The following is a 15,827-nucleotide window of genomic DNA, read 5'->3' as shown; positions in this document are numbered from 1 at the left end:
TCGAACGGACGATCGGCAGCGACCGGAGCTGTGGAAGGAAGCCACGAAACCCGTCGGCGGGATGCCTGGGGTTCGGGCTGCGGTGGATGGGCGGAGCCTCCCGGGGCACCCGGACCGGGCGGTCCGGGTGCCACCGGGCGGTCAGCGAAAGACCGGAACCGGTCGGTCAGCGAAAGACCGGAATCGGTCGGGTCACTCGACGGCGCGCTGGCAGATCTCGGCGGCCGAGAGCACCCGTTGGAAGGCGTAGACGTCGTCGACAGCGCCCCGCCAGTGGTCGGTGGTGGCATCCGGATTGCGGGATCGGCCGATCACGAAGGAACCGGTGGCCGCCCACGAACCGGTGAACGCGGTCTCGGCGACCTCACCGCCGCAGCTGAGCGGATCGCCCATCACGTATGCCCGGATGGTGCCGGTGCTGGTGTCGTACACCCCGGCGAGGTGCATCCAGGTGCCGGTGGACGGCAGGCCCCAACTGGAGCCGTTGGTGCAGGCGGTGGTCGGCGTGCCGGCCTCGGTCGTCCGCATGGCGAAGCACCAGCCACCCGCGCCACCGTTGGCGCTGCGCCGGTAGCCCAGGGTGAATCGGCCGGCGGTCGTGCCGTCCTGGCTCAGCACCGTGGCCACCTGGCTGGTGGTGAGGTCGGATGCCCGGACCCAGGCCATCACGGTGAAGCTGCGGGTGGTGTCCAGCACCGGGCCGGCGGCCGCGAGCTGGCTGCCGCCGCCGGTGAACGAGGCCGCGTTGCCCAGGTAGCCGGGGCCGAAGCTGACCCCGCCGGAGGCGGTCATCGGCGAACGGGCACTGCCACCGCCGCCGGTGTCCGCCGCCGTCACCCCGGAGACCTCGTCCATGCTCCAGTGCGCGTACTTGTTCGGCACCGGCGAGACCCAGAACTGGTAGGACCGGGTCGGGCTGGTGTTGCCGGCGGTATCCCTGGCGGTGACCGCCAGCGTGTGGACCATGTCCGTGCCGGGCGTCGCCGAGGCGGTGGCCGTGGTGGTGGTACCCGCGGTCGCCGCGACGGTCGTGGTCGGCCCCGAGTCGATCCGCCAGGCGAACTCCGCGACGTCCGACGCCCCACCGAGCTGGAACGTGCCCGCGGTGCCCAGCACCGCACCCCAGCGCTGCTCGGGATACTGCCCCGAGGAGACCGTCGGCGCGGCCGGTGCCGCGGTGTCCACCGTCAGCGTCTGCCAGCCGGTCGGCTGCCCGGTCAGGTTGTTCTCGTCGACCGACCAGGCCCGCCAGTAGTAGCTGGTGCCGTTGGTCAGCACGCCCGAGGGCACCCGCCAGGTCGCCGGTCCCGGAGCAGAGGTGGTGACCGGTGCGGCCGCGTTGCCGGCGACCAGCGATGCCGTCTCCGAGGCCGCGGTCCGGACCTCGAACGTCGTCCGCAGGTTTCCGTTGTACGGGTCCGACACGCCCACGCCCAGCGTCGGAGTCGCGGTCCGCACCCGGGCCGGTGAGACGCAGGCCCGGTAGCAGTCGGTGGTCGTCGAGAACGGCGTCACGGTCGGCACGTTCGGCGACTTGTCGTAGGTCGCGATCAGGTAGGTCCGGTCGGTGAAGAACTTCTTCCACCGACCCTGCGACGACTCGTACTCGCCCGCCGGGTTGCAGGCGCAGAGCCCGACGGTGTAGGTGGTCGCGTTCGCCGTCGCCTGGGCCTGCACGTCGGCGGTCAACTCGGCCCTCTCGAACACCGCGTCGGCGTCCGGCTGGGTCTGGCCGCAGCCGCCGGCCTCGTTCGCGTGCCCCTCCCAGGAGTCGAGCCAGGTCGACGACGGGAGCGGACGGGTCGCCCAGGCCATCCGGCCGCCGCTGGCGGAGGTGATCCCGGCGGTGGCCGTGCGATAGAGGTGCACCCAGTCGTTGTCGCACGAGTACGAGTGGTCGAGCTTCATCGTCACCTTTGCCGAGAGCACCTGGGTGCCCCGTATCGCCGAGGTGTCGAAGTCGAAGAACGAGCGGTACAGCACCCCGTCGTACGGGTTGCGACCCACCCAGGCGCGATTGCCGACGTCCCAGTTCTTGTTGGCGTTGTTGGCGTATGCCCACTTCGACCGCAGCCCGTTGAAGGGTGGGTCGATGAAGACCGGCCAGGTGACCGCCGGGTCCGCGAGCATCCGCTCGTCGCCCCGCACGACCAGGCCACCGTCGACGACGTCCACCGCGACCTCGGCCTGCCGGGAGGCGACACCGGGTTCGGCGGCGGAGGCCGGCTCGGCCGGCGCGGCCGGCGCGACACCGGGCAGCACCTCGCCGGCCCGCTCCGACTCTCGCGTCGAGTCCCACATCGAGGCGGCGCGGGTCACGCCCAGCGTCGCACCGGCTGCGTCCACCAGCCGGATGCCCCCGTCGGCGAGCCGGTCGACCCGGACGTTGCCGCCGGTCGGGTAGCGCAGGCGCCGGACCGCCGGATTCGCCGCAGCGGCCGGGGTCAGCACCTCGACCGCGTGGGTGAACCCCTCCGCGGTCGCCGTGACGTGCAGGTTGACTCCGGGCAGCACCGACTCGTACACGGCCGTGGCGCCGGCCAGCCGCGGTGCGGGCAGCCCGCCGGACGGTGCGCCGAGCGTGAAGGTCGCGGCACCGGAGCGCCAGGTCACCATGGGCCCGGAGCCGCCGGCCGAGAACGACACGTCGGCGAGGGTCGCCGCCGGGACGACGCCGCCGCCGACCCGCCGCAGGGTCGGGTCGATCGCCGACCAGGTACCGTCGCCGCGCCGGACCCGTTGCGGGGTGGCCGAGGCGACCAGCGTGCGGACACCGGCGGAGTCGACGAGCACCCGCGCAGACTCGGTCCGTCTGCTCAGCACCTCGACCGGATCGCCGCACGCCGCGGCCAGACTGGCCGCCGACGCTTCGTCGGCGGCTTCGGTAACGGAACAGTCCGGCGCCGTATCGGTGGCGGCGCTGGCCGCGGGTGCACCGATGCTGACGGTCGCCGACGCGAGCGTGACCAGTAGCGCGAGAAACCCGACCGGTCCCCGTTGCTGATTTTGGGCACGCCAAAACAGAGCAGTGTCCACTATGCACCTTCCCCCGTGCAATGACTGGAGCAAGGGTGTACTGCGGGGTCGACGGCAGTCAACAGAGGTTGATGATTATGCTCAGAACCTGAGGAAGCAACTCCACCAACTCGGTCCTCATCGGACATGTCGTCGGTGCCGTGCGGCTCTCCGGTGGTCGGCTGCGACGCCGACGGTCAGCCCGCCGACTGGGCCACCCTGGCGGCCGCCAGCACCCCGTCCAGGCCCGCATCGCGACCGGAGCGGCACGCCTCGGCGTACCGCTGGCCAAGCTCGGCCCGAAGTGCCCGGCGCGTCGCGTCGACGTCCGGTCGCTCGCAGGACGGCACCGGGGCGCCGATCTCGTCCCGGATCCCGGTCGCCGCACCGAGCAGCCGGGCGGCGCCGACCGCATCGCCGGCCAGCCGGGCCGCCTCGGCGAGTGCCTCCAGCACGCTGGCGGTGCGCCACCGGTCGCCGACCTGGCGGTGCGCCGCCAGGCTGAGCCGCAGGTGGTGGGCGGCCCGCCGGATGCACCCGGCGCGCAGCTCCACCAGGCCGCGCAGGTTGTGCGCCCAGCCGACTCCCTCCGGGAAGCCGACCGCCGAGTACCGCCGCAGCGCCACGTCCAGCAACGACGACGCCCGGTCGATGTCGCCCCGGTACAGCGCGACCGCACCGAGACTCATCAGCGCGCTCGCCGCCGCCAGCGCGTCACCGAGCCGCTCGTGCCGGCGCAGGCTCGCCCACAGCCGCGAGTCGGCCCGGTCCAGGTCACCCGAGAGCCAGGCGGTGAAGCCGCGCAGCTCGGTGATCTGCGCCTCGCCCCACTCGTCGTCGCAGTCGCCGAAGATGGCCCCGGCGGTGGCCAGGTGACGGGCGGACTCGGCGTACCGGGCCTGCTCCCGGGCCACCGAGCCGAGGATCTGCTCCACCCGCGCCTCGGCACGGCGGTTCCGGGTCGTCCGGCAGGCGGCCCGGGCCAGCTCCGCGTGCCGGATCGCGGCCGGATAGTCGCAGGCCAGCATCGCCAGCATGGCCGCGCCGATTCCGGCCCGGGACCGCAGCGCGGCCGGGGCGTCGGGGTGCCGGGACAGCGCCGTGGACAGCCAGTCGTGGCCCTCCCGGTAGTTGCCCTCCAGCCGGCAGTACATGGCGAGGGCGGCGGCCAGTCGAAGATCCCCGCGCGCGGGGCCGCCGGCGCCCGCCTCGGCCAGCCAGGTCATCGCGGACCGCAGGTTGGGCTCGTCGGCGCGCAGCCGCGCCAGCCACCAGTCCCGGGTGGTGCCCCGCAGCCGGGCGTCGGCCCGCTCGGCGAGGTCCAGGCAGTACGCCGCGAGCGCCTGCCGGGCGGCCACCTCGGCACCGGAGCGGACCAGCCGGGCCAGCGCGTGCCGCCGGACCGGCTCCAGCATCCGGTAGCGGGCCTGGTCGCCCCCGCCCGCCCCGGGCTGGCCGGCGCCCTCGACCGGGGCAGCGGTCGGGGCGGCTGGTCCGGCGGTCGGAACGGCCGACGTCGTGGTCGGGATGGCTGGCGTCGTGGTCGGGACGGCTGGCGTCGTGGTCGGGACGGCTGGCGTCGTGGTCGCGGCGGCGGGTAGCGGTTCGATCAGGGACGCCTCGACCAGGGACGCCAGGGACGCCGGTGCGTGCGGACCGCCGATCGACCGCGCCGCCTCGGTGTCGAACCCGCCCGCACAGACCGAGAGCCGGTCGAAGAGCCGGCGGGTGTCGTCGTCGAGCAGGGCCAGGCTGGACTCCACCGCCGCGGCGACGCTGCGGTGCCGGTCCGGCGGCCTCGGGTCCGGACTGCGCAGCAGCCGCACGTCGGTACGCAGCCGCGCGATGATCTCGTGCACCGTCAGCATCGGGGTACGCGCCGCGGCCAGCTCGATCGCCAGCGGCAGCCCGTCCAGGTCGGCACAGAGCCGGACGACCGCGTCGGCACTGGCCTCGGGGACGGGCCGGCCGGAGAACTCCCGGGCCCGTTCGAGGAAGAGTCGGGTGGCCGGATGTGCGGCCAGTGCCGCGAGGCTGTGCCCGGTGCCCACCTCGGGCACGGCGAGCGCGGGCACCCGGACCAGCGACTCGGCGGGCAGCCGCAGCGCGACCCGGCTGGTCGCCAGCACCCGCAGCCCCGGGCAGCGGGACAACAGCCGGTCCACCAGCTCCGCGCAGCCGGTGACCAGGTGTTCGCAGTTGTCCAGCACCAGCAGTGCCCGGACCGGGCCCAGGTCGGCGGCGAGCGCCTCCACCGTGTCCCGCCCCGGGTCCGGTACGCCGAGTGCGGCGGCCACCGCCTGCGGCACCCGTACCGGGCTCTCCACCGCGGTCAGGTCCACGAACCAGACCGGACGATCGGTACGGGCCTTCGCCGCCGCGACAGCCAGCCGGGTCTTTCCGGCTCCACCCGTTCCGGTGAGCGTGACCAGGCGGTGCCGGTCGAGCCGCTCGGCGACGGCCTCCAGCAGTTCGTCCCGGCCGAGCAGGGCGGTGAGCGGGACCGGCAGCCGGGCGGCCGGACGCGGTCGGGACGTCCCCGGACCGCCGGCAACCTCGGTGGTGGGTGCCGGACGGGGCCCCGTCGCCCAGTCCTCGGGCAGTTCACCGGTCCGCACCGCCGCCGCCAGTACGCCCACCCGGCCGGCCGGCTCGACGCCCAACTGGTCCTGGAAGACCTCCCGGGCCCGCTGGTGCGTCGCGGCGGCGGCCCGGCGCCCCTGGGCAAGGTAGGTGGCGACGAGCAGCAGCTCCCACAGCCGTGCCCGCAGCGGATGGGCCGCCACCGCCGGGGTCAGCTCGCCGACCGCCGTCCCGGCTATCCGCGCGGCGGTCGCTCCGGCGGCCACCACCGCGCGGTCGGCGACCGGGCCACCGGCGGCGGCGTGCGCCGCCACGGCAAGCCGCAGGTCGCACTCCCAGCGGTCCTCGAAGGCGTCGATTCTGGCCTGCCGCAGCCGGCCCAACTCGACTGCGGCCCAGCCGGACGGGCAGAACCGGTAGGTGTCGCAGACCTCGGCGCCGGCCTCCACCCGGCGCCCGGCAGACCGATCCGGCACCAACGGCTCGGGCCAGACGGCCAGTGCGGCGCGGAACAGCCGGGCGGCGCCCTGGAGGTCACCGCCGGCGACCCGGCGCCGAGCCCGGTCGAGGAGGTGGAGGAACCGGCACGCGTCGATCCGGCCGCTCGGCATCCGGAGCAGGTATCCGCCGGGTCGGATCTCCAGCGCGTTGGGCGATCCACAATCGGCCAGCGCGGCCGCCAGCAGCGTCGCCGCGTGCTCCAGGGGACGATCACCGGCCCGGGACAGCGCGTCCCGACCGGCGAGCGCGGCCAGCAGTTCCGCGTCCGGGACCGGCTCGTTCGGCCGCAACGCCAGCAACCCGAGGAGCGCACCGGCGCCGTCCGGCAGCGCGACCGGTCCGTCGGGGCCGACCAGCCGGACCGGCCCGAGCAGCCGTACCCTGCCCGGGGTGTACCGCCGTTTCGTACTCGCCTGTTGACCAGGCACGCTGTGCCGCAACTGGCAGCCCTCACCTTCGCTCCCGGGTAGTGTGCGCGATGCGACGGCGTACCGGGCATCCTCCCGATCGGTCGGTTGGCCGACGAACCGGAGGGTCCGGCGCGACCCGCTCGGGCCACGGCCCATCCTCTTATCTGGACACCCGCAGCGGGGGTTGTCGGGACACCCGCGGCAGGAGCGCTCTTCCCACCTGCGCGGCCTCTGATCCTCCGGCCGTGGCGCTGGCGCGCCCCCGGACGGACGCCGGCCGGCTCGCAACCTCGGGGTGTCCACGATCTGGAATGGCCGTCAGCATTCCCCCGGCGAGCGAAGATCCGCCGACGGCAAGCCGGCTGCCGAAGACGCCGTGGATGGTCAGCCGGCGGTCGATTCCCGGTCGATCACTCCGGCGGCCGCCACTGGGCCGCCACGCTCGCCGCGCTGCCCAGCAGCCGGGGGGTGATGGTGCCGAGGGCGGCGTCCCGGGCTCGCAGCGCCAGCCGCCCCCTGGCCTGCAACACCGCCGACATCCGCCTGGTCTGCCGGACCACCGTCACGGTCCGGGGACGGCGTACCCGGTTGTACGTCTCGACCGCCTCGCGCAGCGGCGCACCGGGAATCGCCTCCCGGACCGCCGAACGCAGCGTCGCGGCGTCCTCCAGGGCAAGGCAGGCGCCCTGACCCAGGTGGTGCGGCATGGCGTGCGCGGAGTCGCCGACCAGCACCACCCCGCCGGTGCCGGCCGGGAAGCCGTACGCGCGGGGCAGCGGGCGTAGCTCGCGCACCTCCTGCTGGACCAGGTCCTCCGGCTCGGTCGCGGCGAGCAGGTCGCCGATCGGTGCCGGCCAGTTCGCGAACCAGCGCCGGAGCAGGGTCAGTTGGGTGGCCGGTGGCTCCGGGCGGGATGCACCGGCCGCCGTCGCCACCCAGTAGATCCCGCCCCGGGTCGAGCCACCGGAATCGCCCCGGTCGCCCAGCGAGGCCGCGACGAACCGGTAACCGGCGCCGAGCGTCTCGCCGTCCACCGGCCGGTCGGCCGGAAGCTGCGGCGCCCTGTACCACGGGATGACCGCCCGCCACGCCGCGCAGCCGGAGCTGACCACGGTGGCCTCCGGGGCGAGCCGACGGCGTACCGCGCTGTCGATGCCGTCGGCGGCGACGACCAGGTCGGCCTCGTAGCTGCCGCGCCCGTCACCGACCGCCGGCCGGTCGCCGTCGCCGTCGCCGGCCCGGACGGTCCGGACCTCGACGCCGGTCCGGATCTCCACCCGGTCGCCGAGGCCGGCGATCAGCGCGTCGTGCAGGTCCTCTCGGTGTACGACGACCGGCGCGCGTTCGCCGAGCCCGGGGCGGGGCTGCACCAGCCAGTGTCCGTCGGGGCGCCGGACGCCGACGTCGGGCAGCGGTGTCGCGATGGCGGCCAACCCCTCGCCGAGACCGAGCGCACGCAGCGCGCGTACCCCGTTGGGCCAGAGCACCAGCGCGGTGCGGCCGGCGCGTACCCGATCGTCCTGTTCCAGCAGGGTCACCTGCCACCCGGAGCGGGCGAGTGCACCGGCGGTCGCCAGCCCGCCGATTCCGGCGCCCACCACCACGGCCGTACGCATCGGGCCGGCTCCCCCGCTCAACGGTCCCGGTCTGCCGTCCCCGGCACCGCGCCGGCGTCGGCGGGTTCGCCGTCCCGGACCGCGGCCGACTCTCCGGCGGCGGCCGACTCTGCGGCGACCTCGGACGAGGCTGCCGGCACCTCCGGCCGGGACCCGTCGTCGTCACCCTCGCCCTCAGCGCCCTCAGCGCCGTCGGCGTCGGCATCGGCGTCGGCGTCGGCGTCGGCGTCGGCGTCGGCGTCGGCAGGCTGCACGGCCGAGGTCGGTTCGGCGGGCGGCACCTCGCCGGTCTCCTGGAAGCGCCGGAACTCCTCCTCGGTCACCACCCGGTACGCGCTCGGCGCGCCGACCGCGGCCGGCTTCCGGGAGACGTCGACCTGGGACACGTCGCCGGTGGCGGCGCCATCCGCGCCCAGCGGGGCGGGCACGCCACCGACCGGCACGAGGAACTCCTGCGGGCCCCGGACCCGGACGAAGTAGACCAGAGCGCCGAGGAAGACGAGGGCGGCGGTCCAGACGTTGAGCCGGGCGCCGAGGAACTCGTTCGCCGGGTCGGTGCGCATCATCTCGATCCAGAACCGGCCGGCGGTGTAACCCATCACGTAGAGCGCGAAGGCCCGGCCCCGGCCGAGCTTGAACCGCCGGTCGAGGAAGAGGACCAGACCGGCCACGCCGACGTTCCAGAGCGCCTCGTAGAGGAAGGTCGGGTGGAAAAGCCCGGGTTCGAGGACCGGGTTGCCGCTGTCGTCACGGAGCGCGTGCCCGGGATTGGTCGGATCCATCCGGTGGATCTCCAGCCCCCACGGCAGCTTCGTCTCCCCGCCGAACAGCTCGTTGTTGAACCAGTTGCCGATCCGGCCGACGGCCTGGGCCAGTGGCAGGCCCGGGGCGAGCGCGTCGGCCACCACGGTCAACGGCAGGCCGAGCTGCCGCGCGGCGAGCCAGGCGCCGACCGCACCGCCCGCGACGGCGCCCCAGACGCCGAGCCCGCCCTCCCAGATGTAGAGAGCCTTGATCGGGTCACCGCCCTCGCCGAAGTAAGCGCCTGGCGATGTGATCACGTGGTAGATCCGGGCGCCGACGATGCCGAACGGCACCGCCCAGACGGCGATGTCCAGCACCGCCCAGGGGGCGACGCCACGGCGGCGCATCCGCATTTCGGTCACCACGCAGGCGACCACGATCCCGAGCACGATGCAGAGTGCGTACGCCCGGATCGGCACCGGCCCGAGCTGCCACACGGCGGTGGCGGGGCTCGGCAGGGCCGCCTGAGGAGAGAGCGAGGCGAGGGTCACGGGTGCACAGGCTACCGTCGCGACCCCCGTCAGCGGCACCCCGGTCCGGTTGTCGTCCCGGGGAGACTCCTGTCCGCTTCAGCCCGACGCCTGGGGTGAGCTGGGCCGCCGTCCGTTTTCCACCGAAGGACACGCCGTCGGATCGGTCGGTGCGCCAAAGACGCGGACCAATCTCCGGTGGGCCGAGGGCGGCGGACCGGTCCGGGTGCCGAGGGCTGGCCCTCAGCGCTGTACGGCGCGGACGCCCTCGGCGAGCTCGGCGCCGAGCCTGCCCAGCGCGGCCAACCCGGCGGCCTCGTCGGGGGCGTCCAGCAGGCAGCGGATCAGGGCGCTGCCCACGATGACGGCGTCGGCGTACCCGCCGACCTCGGCGGCCTGTGCGCCGGTGCCAACGCCGAGACCCACCCCGACCGGCAGCGTGCTGACCGCCCGGACCCGGCCGACCAGGGTCGGAGCGGCGTCCGAGGTCTTCTCCCGGGCACCGGTCACCCCCATCAGCGCGGTGGCGTAGACGAAGCCCCGGCAGTGCTCGACGGTCATCGCCAGCCGCCGATCGGTCGACGAGGGCGCGACCAGGAACGTCCGGTCCAGCCCGTACGCGTCGGAGGCGGCCAGCCACTCGCCGGCCTCCTCGGGGATCACGTCCGGAGTGATCAGGCCGGTGCCGCCGGCGGCGGCGAGGTCCCGAGCGAAGGCGTCGACGCCGTAGCGCTCGACCGGGTTCCAGTAGGTCATCGTGACCACCGGGGCCCCGGTCGCGGCCACCTCCTCGATGATCCGCAACGCGTCGCGGGTCCGTACGCCGCCGGCTAGGGCGATGTCGCTGGCCCGCTGGATGACCGGCCCGTCCATCACCGGGTCGGAGTACGGAATCTCCAGCTCGATCACGTCGACCCCGGCGTCGACCATCGCCCGCATCGCGGTGATGCTGCCCTCGATGGTCGGGAAGCCGGCCGGCATGCAGCCGAAGAGCAGCGCGCGCCCCTCGGCCCGGGCCTTCTCGAACGCGAGCCCGATGCTCCGGTCGGAGGCGATGGCCATCTCGCTCACCCCTGGTCTCCGTCGAGGATGCCGAAGTACTCCCCGGCGGTGTGCACGTCCTTGTCGCCCCGGCCGGAGAGGTTGACCACGATGGTGGGCTCGCGGCCGAGTTCGGCGGTCAACTCAGGGATGATCTTGAGCGTGCCGGCGAGCGCGTGGGCGCTCTCGATCGCCGGGATGATCCCCTCGGTCCGGCAGAGCAGTTGGAAGGCGTCCATCGCCTCCGCGTCGGTGACCGGCGCATACCGGGCCCGCCCGGCGTCGTTGAGCCAGGCGTGCTCGGGGCCGACCCCGGGATAGTCCAGCCCGGCCGAGATCGAGTGTGACTCGACCGTCTGCCCGTCGGCGTCCTGGAGCACGTAGGTGCGGGTGCCGTGCAGTACGCCGGAGGAGCCGCCGGTGATGCTCGCCGCGTGCCGTCCGGTCTCGATGCCCTCGCCGCCGGCCTCGAAGCCGTACAGCCGGACGTCGGCGTCGGGCACGAAAGCGTGGAAGATGCCGAGGGCGTTGGAGCCGCCGCCGACGCAGGCGGTCACCGCGTCCGGCAGCGCGCCGGTCAGTTCCAGGCACTGTTGCCGGGCCTCCACCCCGATGCCCCGGACGAACTGGCGGACCATCGCCGGGAACGGGTGCGGGCCGGCGGTGGTGCCGATCAGGTAGTGCGTCCGGTCAACGTTGGCCACCCAGTCGCGCATGGCCTCGTTCATCGCGTCCTTGAGGGTACGTGAGCCGGCGGTCACCGGGACGACGGTGGCGCCGAGCATCCGCATCCGGGCGACGTTGAGTGCCTGCCGCTGGGTGTCCAGCTCACCCATGTAGACCACGCACTCCAGGTCGAGGTACGCGGCCGCGGTCGCGCTGGCCACCCCGTGCTGGCCAGCACCCGTCTCGGCGATCACCCGGGGCTTGCCCATCCGCTTGGTGAGCAGCGCCTGGCCGAGCACGTTGCGAACCTTGTGCGCGCCGGTGTGGTTGAGGTCCTCGCGCTTGAGCAGCACCCGCGCCCCGACCCGGGCGGAGAGCCGCTGCGCCGGATAGAGCAGCGACGGGATGTTGGCGTACTCGCGCAGCATCCGGGTGAACTCGGCGGTGAACGACTCGTCGGCCAGCGCCTCCCGGTACGCCGTGTCGAGTTCGTCGAGCGCGGCGACCAGCGCCTCGGGGACGAACCGACCGCCGTACGGGCCGAAGTGGCCGGCGAGGTCGGGCAGGGCCGTCTCACCGGTCGGCATGGTGGGCGCGCTCATGTCGGCACTCCGCTTCGCTCCGCGCCGCCACGAGGCTCAAACGCACCGAACTGGCTGATTCGCTCACTACGCTCGCTCATCGGACCGGCCGGGGTGTCGCGGGGTGGTTGCCGGCGTTGACCAGTTCGGCCACCGCCTCGCGGGGACTCTTCTGGGTGACCAGACCCTCGCCGACCAGTACGGCGTCGGCGCCGGCCGAGGCGTAGCGGATCAGGTCGTGCGGGCCGCGTACCCCGGACTCGGCGATCTTGACAACCTTGTTCGGCAGCCCCGGGGCGATCCGCTCGAAGACCGACCGGTCGACCTCCAGGGTGCGCAGGTTGCGGGCGTTCACCCCGATCACCCGGGCGCCGGCCTCCAGCGCGCGGTCCGCCTCCTCCTCGTCGTGCACCTCGACCAGGGCGGTCATGCCCAGCGACTCGATGCGCTCCAGGAGGCCGACCAGCACGTTCTGCTCCAGCGCCGCGACGATCAGCAGCACCAGGTCGGCGCCGTGCGCCCGGGCCTCGTGCACCTGGTAGCTGGAGACCACGAAGTCCTTGCGGAGCACGGGGATGTCCACCGCGGTCCGGACCGCCGCCAGGTCCTCCAGCGACCCGCCGAACCACCGCCCCTCGGTGAGCACGCTGACGCAGCGTGCCCCACCCGCCGCGTACTCACCGGCCAGGTCGGCCGGGTCGGCGATCTCGGCGAGCTGCCCCTTGGACGGCGAGGAGCGCTTCACCTCGGCGATCACCCCGACGCCCGGGCGGCGCAGTGCCGCGTACGCGTCCCGGGGCGGTACGGCCGCCGCCGCGAGTTGCTTGATCTGCTCCAGCGGCACCTCTTCCTGCCGTCGTGCGACGTCCTCGCGGACTCCGGCGAGGATCTCGTCGAGCACGTTGGCGGACGTGGCCGATCCGGCTTCGTCTCCCGCCGTGTGCGGATGCTCAGCAGTCACCAACGGACTCCCCTCTCCGGGCGTCATGGGCCGATGCTAGGCGTCGCCACGGGGCGGACGCCCTCGGGGGTATGGCGTGCTTCACGAGATGGGCTGGGGCATAATGGCCACCCTTGTGAGCGGCCTATCACGCTGCGCCATCGCACCGGAGCCGCCGCCGAAGCCACTCCGCAGCCGGACGGCCGGGCGACGGCGATCCGGCGACCGGGCGACCGGGCGACCGGGCGACCGGGCGACCGGGCGACGAATGTGACGGATGTCAAGGAAGGCGGACGCCGCGGCGGAGGTTGTCCCGGATGGTGGACCGGGCCGGGACGAACCGTTGATCCGGGGGTGACCGGCCGGAAACACCGGATGGGCACCATCACCGTCGGGCACACTGGTCGCGGGGCCGCCGCCGACCAGTCGGATCGATCGATTTCGTGCGGGGAAACGATGAGCGCTGTTAAGCCTGGCTCGACCATCGACCTGACCAGCATCCCCCGGGCCGTACTCTCCGTCGCGGTCGGCATGGTGCAGAGCGTGGAGCGCGCGGTGATCGGCGACGCCCGGATCCGGACCGCCCGGGGCAACGCCTGGGAGGCGATCTGCGCGGACCGGGAACGCGCGCTGCGCCGCGACGAGATCCGTGCCCTGGTGGCGGCGCTCGGCACCGCACCACCGGCCGCACCCGCGACCGTCGCGAACCCTCCGGACGGCAACGCGGTGCCCGGGACCGTCCGGACCGCTGGCCCGGCCGGGACGCGGCGCGGCGCGAGGGGCGCCCGCCAGCCGGTCAGCCGATCGCGCAACGCCGCCGGTCAGCCGACCGTGGGGTCCTCGCCGCGGTCCAGCGCGTCCCAGGCGGCGGCCGTCCGTCGGCCGTCGACCCGGCCGTCCGGGGTGAGCAGCGGACTTTCCGGACCCGCACCGGCGGACCGGCCCCGCTCGTAGCGGGCACCCATTACCGGCCATCCCCCGCTCCGCACCGCGGTGAACGCGCCAGCCGCGCCGGCCAGCAGGCCGCCGAGCGCGCAGAGCAGCGGCCAGCCGGCAGCGACCTCGGTGTCGGTGCCGAGCCCGGCGTAGCCGGCGCCGGCCGCCAGACCGACCCCGACGAGCGCCAGCAGCCCACCGACCAGCCGGCGCCCGATCCCCCGGGTGCCGAGCACCGCTCCGGTGGCGGCCAGCCCGACCAGGGCCAGCGCCGGGAGCCAGGGCAGCAGGTCGCCGCCGGTCCGGGTCACCCGACCGGGTGGCAGCGGCGCCGGGCGGGCGGTCAGCTCGACGGACCAGGTCCGGGTTGCGGCGAAGACCGCCAGGCCGGCGCCGAGCAGGCAGAGCAGCACGGTGTACGTCAACTCCCGCCGCCCCGTCACCCGTGCCGCGTCGGCGGGGGGTGGCCCGGCCACCGGTGCCGCCGCTGCGGAGGGCTGCCCGGCCGCCGCCGCTGCCCCGGCGGGGCGGGGTGGACCGGCCGGGGCCGGTGACCCGGGGCGCGCCGGAGTGCTCTCCGGGGATCCGTCGGTGTTCACCGGGCCGGCCGCAGGGTCTCCGCCGCCGCGATCGCGGCCAGTACCGCCGCCGCCTTGCTCCGGGTCTCCCGGTCCTCGGCGGCGGGGTCGGAGTCGGCGACGATCCCGGCCCCCGCCTGCACGTACGCCCGTCCGCGCCGGATCAGCGCGGTCCGGATCGCGATCGCCATGTCCAGGTCGCCACCGAAACCGACGTAGCCGACCGTGCCGCCGTACAGGCCGCGACGGGTGGGCTCCAGCTCCTCGATGATCTCCATCGCGCGCACCTTCGGGGCTCCGGAGAGGGTGCCGGCCGGGAAGGTGGCGGCCAGCGCGTCGAACGCGGTCCGGTCCTCCCGCAGCGTCCCCACCACCGTGGAGACGATGTGCATCACGTGGCTGTACCGCTCGATGGTGGCGAACTCCGGCACCTCGACCGTGCCCGGCTGGCAGACCCGGCCCAGGTCGTTGCGGCCCAGGTCGACCAGCATCACGTGCTCGGCCCGCTCCTTGGGGTCGGTGATCAGCTCGGCGGCCAGCCGGCTGTCGTCGGCCGGGCTGCTTCCCCGGGGCCGGGTGCCGGCGATCGGGTGCAGCATGGCCCGCCGCTGGCCGTCGGCGCCGGCGCTGACCTTCAGGTGCGCCTCCGGGGACGATCCGACGATGTCGAAGTCGTCGAACCGGAGCAGATACATGTACGGGCTCGGGTTGGTGGCCCGCAGCACCCGGTAGATGTCCAGCGGGTCGGCCTCGGTCTCCCGTTCGAAGCGCTGGGCGAGCACGATCTGGAAGCACTCGCCGGCCCGGATCGCCTCCTTGGCCACCTCGACCGCCTTCGGGTACTCCCCGTCGGCGGTCCGGCTGAACACCTCGCCCGCGCAGGGCCGGCCGACCGTGGCGATCATCGGCGGGATCGGCCGGGACAGCGCCGTTGTCATCGCGTCCAGCCGGCCCACCGCCTGGTGGTACGCCGCCCCGACCTGGGCCGCCCGCTCCGGATCCTCACCGGCGGCACCGGGCGGCAGACCGGCGGCGGAGGCGTCCGGCGGTGCCGGCAGCAGGGCGTTCGCCACCAGGATCGCGGAGCCGTCGAAGTGGTCCAGCACCACCAGGTCGGTGGCGAGCATCATGCCCAGTTCGGGCAGGCGCAGGTCGTCCTCGGTCAGCGAGGGCAGCCGCTCGAAACGGCGTACGACGTCGTAGCCGAGGTAGCCGACCATGCCACCGAGCAGCGGTGGCATGGAGTCCCGCTCGGATCCGACCGGGCCGACGGCGGCCGGGCCGGTCAGCGCCGCCACGGTGGCCCGCAACGCCGCCACCGGATCGCCGCCGGTCGGCAGCCCGGCCGGGGGCGTACCGAGCCAGTGCGCCTGGCCGTCCCGCTCGACCAGGGTGGCGGCGCTGCGTACCCCGACGAAGGAGTAGCGCGACCAGGCGATCCCGGCCGCGCCGGCGCCCTGCTCCGCCGATTCCAGCAGGAAGGTCCCCGGCCCGCCGGCCAGCTTGCGGTAGACCCCGACCGGGGTCTCCCCGTCGGCGAGCAGCCGCCGGACCACCGGCACCACTCGCCGGGTCCGGGCCAGGTCGCGGAAGGTCGCCTCGTCCGGGCTCACCGCGCCGGTGGTCATCGGATCACCGTCCGAGGGGACATCGGTCGACTCCTCCACGTCCACGCCCACGTCCACG

General features: G+C 74.5%; 9 protein-coding genes and 1 pseudogene. 1 reads left to right on the top strand and 9 read right to left on the bottom strand.

What is annotated here, in order from left to right:
• Positions 1-192: 192 nt before the first annotated feature.
• From ABNF97_RS24600 to trpC, 7 genes are all read right to left on the bottom strand, one after another.
• A complete protein-coding gene (locus tag ABNF97_RS24600) occupies positions 193-2,793 on the bottom strand; it encodes a LamG-like jellyroll fold domain-containing protein (protein ID WP_349339953.1) in 2,601 nt (866 codons plus the stop codon).
• A gap of 419 nt (positions 2,794-3,212) precedes the next feature.
• Positions 3,213-6,539: an AfsR/SARP family transcriptional regulator gene (locus ABNF97_RS24595; RefSeq protein WP_349339952.1), complete on the bottom strand. Its 3,327-nt coding sequence runs from the start codon at positions 6,537-6,539 to the stop codon at positions 3,213-3,215.
• A 380-nt stretch (positions 6,540-6,919) separates the two neighbouring features.
• Positions 6,920-8,125: an FAD-dependent oxidoreductase gene (locus ABNF97_RS24590; RefSeq protein WP_130460639.1), complete on the bottom strand. Its 1,206-nt coding sequence runs from the start codon at positions 8,123-8,125 to the stop codon at positions 6,920-6,922.
• 17 nt (positions 8,126-8,142) lie between these two features.
• Positions 8,143-9,420 carry a prolipoprotein diacylglyceryl transferase gene (gene lgt, locus ABNF97_RS24585; protein WP_349339951.1) on the bottom strand — a complete coding sequence of 426 codons (1,278 nt, stop codon included), beginning with the start codon at positions 9,418-9,420 and terminating at the stop codon, positions 8,143-8,145.
• 222 nt (positions 9,421-9,642) lie between these two features.
• The gene (gene trpA / locus ABNF97_RS24580; RefSeq protein ID WP_130465609.1) at positions 9,643-10,461 is read right to left on the bottom strand and encodes a tryptophan synthase subunit alpha; all 819 of its coding nucleotides are present in this window, start codon (positions 10,459-10,461) and stop codon (positions 9,643-9,645) included.
• Positions 10,462-10,466: 5 nt separating this feature from the next.
• Positions 10,467-11,708, bottom strand: a complete 1,242-nt coding sequence (gene trpB / locus ABNF97_RS24575) for a tryptophan synthase subunit beta (protein WP_349339950.1) — start codon at positions 11,706-11,708, stop codon at positions 10,467-10,469.
• Positions 11,709-11,784: 76 nt separating this feature from the next.
• Positions 11,785-12,588: an indole-3-glycerol phosphate synthase TrpC gene (trpC, locus tag ABNF97_RS24570; protein WP_349339966.1), complete on the bottom strand. Its 804-nt coding sequence runs from the start codon at positions 12,586-12,588 to the stop codon at positions 11,785-11,787.
• Positions 12,589-13,083: 495 nt separating this feature from the next.
• On the opposite strand from trpC, the pseudogene ABNF97_RS24565 reads away from it, so the two are divergent.
• A pseudogene (locus ABNF97_RS24565) lies at positions 13,084-13,320 on the top strand (hypothetical protein); the annotation flags it as partial.
• A 128-nt stretch (positions 13,321-13,448) separates the two neighbouring features.
• On the opposite strand, the gene ABNF97_RS24560 reads toward ABNF97_RS24565, so the two are convergent.
• The gene (locus ABNF97_RS24560) at positions 13,449-14,039 is read right to left on the bottom strand and encodes a Trp biosynthesis-associated membrane protein (protein WP_130465610.1); all 591 of its coding nucleotides are present in this window, start codon (positions 14,037-14,039) and stop codon (positions 13,449-13,451) included.
• Positions 14,040-14,158: 119 nt separating this feature from the next.
• Positions 14,159-15,769, bottom strand: coding sequence for an anthranilate synthase component I (locus ABNF97_RS24555; RefSeq protein ID WP_349339965.1), 1,611 nt, complete (start codon positions 15,767-15,769; stop codon positions 14,159-14,161).
• Positions 15,770-15,827 lie beyond the last annotated feature (58 nt).

Source organism: Plantactinospora sp. B6F1 (genome assembly GCF_040120695.1).
GTDB lineage: Bacteria > Actinomycetota > Actinomycetes > Mycobacteriales > Micromonosporaceae > Plantactinospora.
The sequence above is the reverse complement of the archived record's forward strand: the minus strand, read 5'-3'. Positions and strand labels throughout refer to the sequence as shown.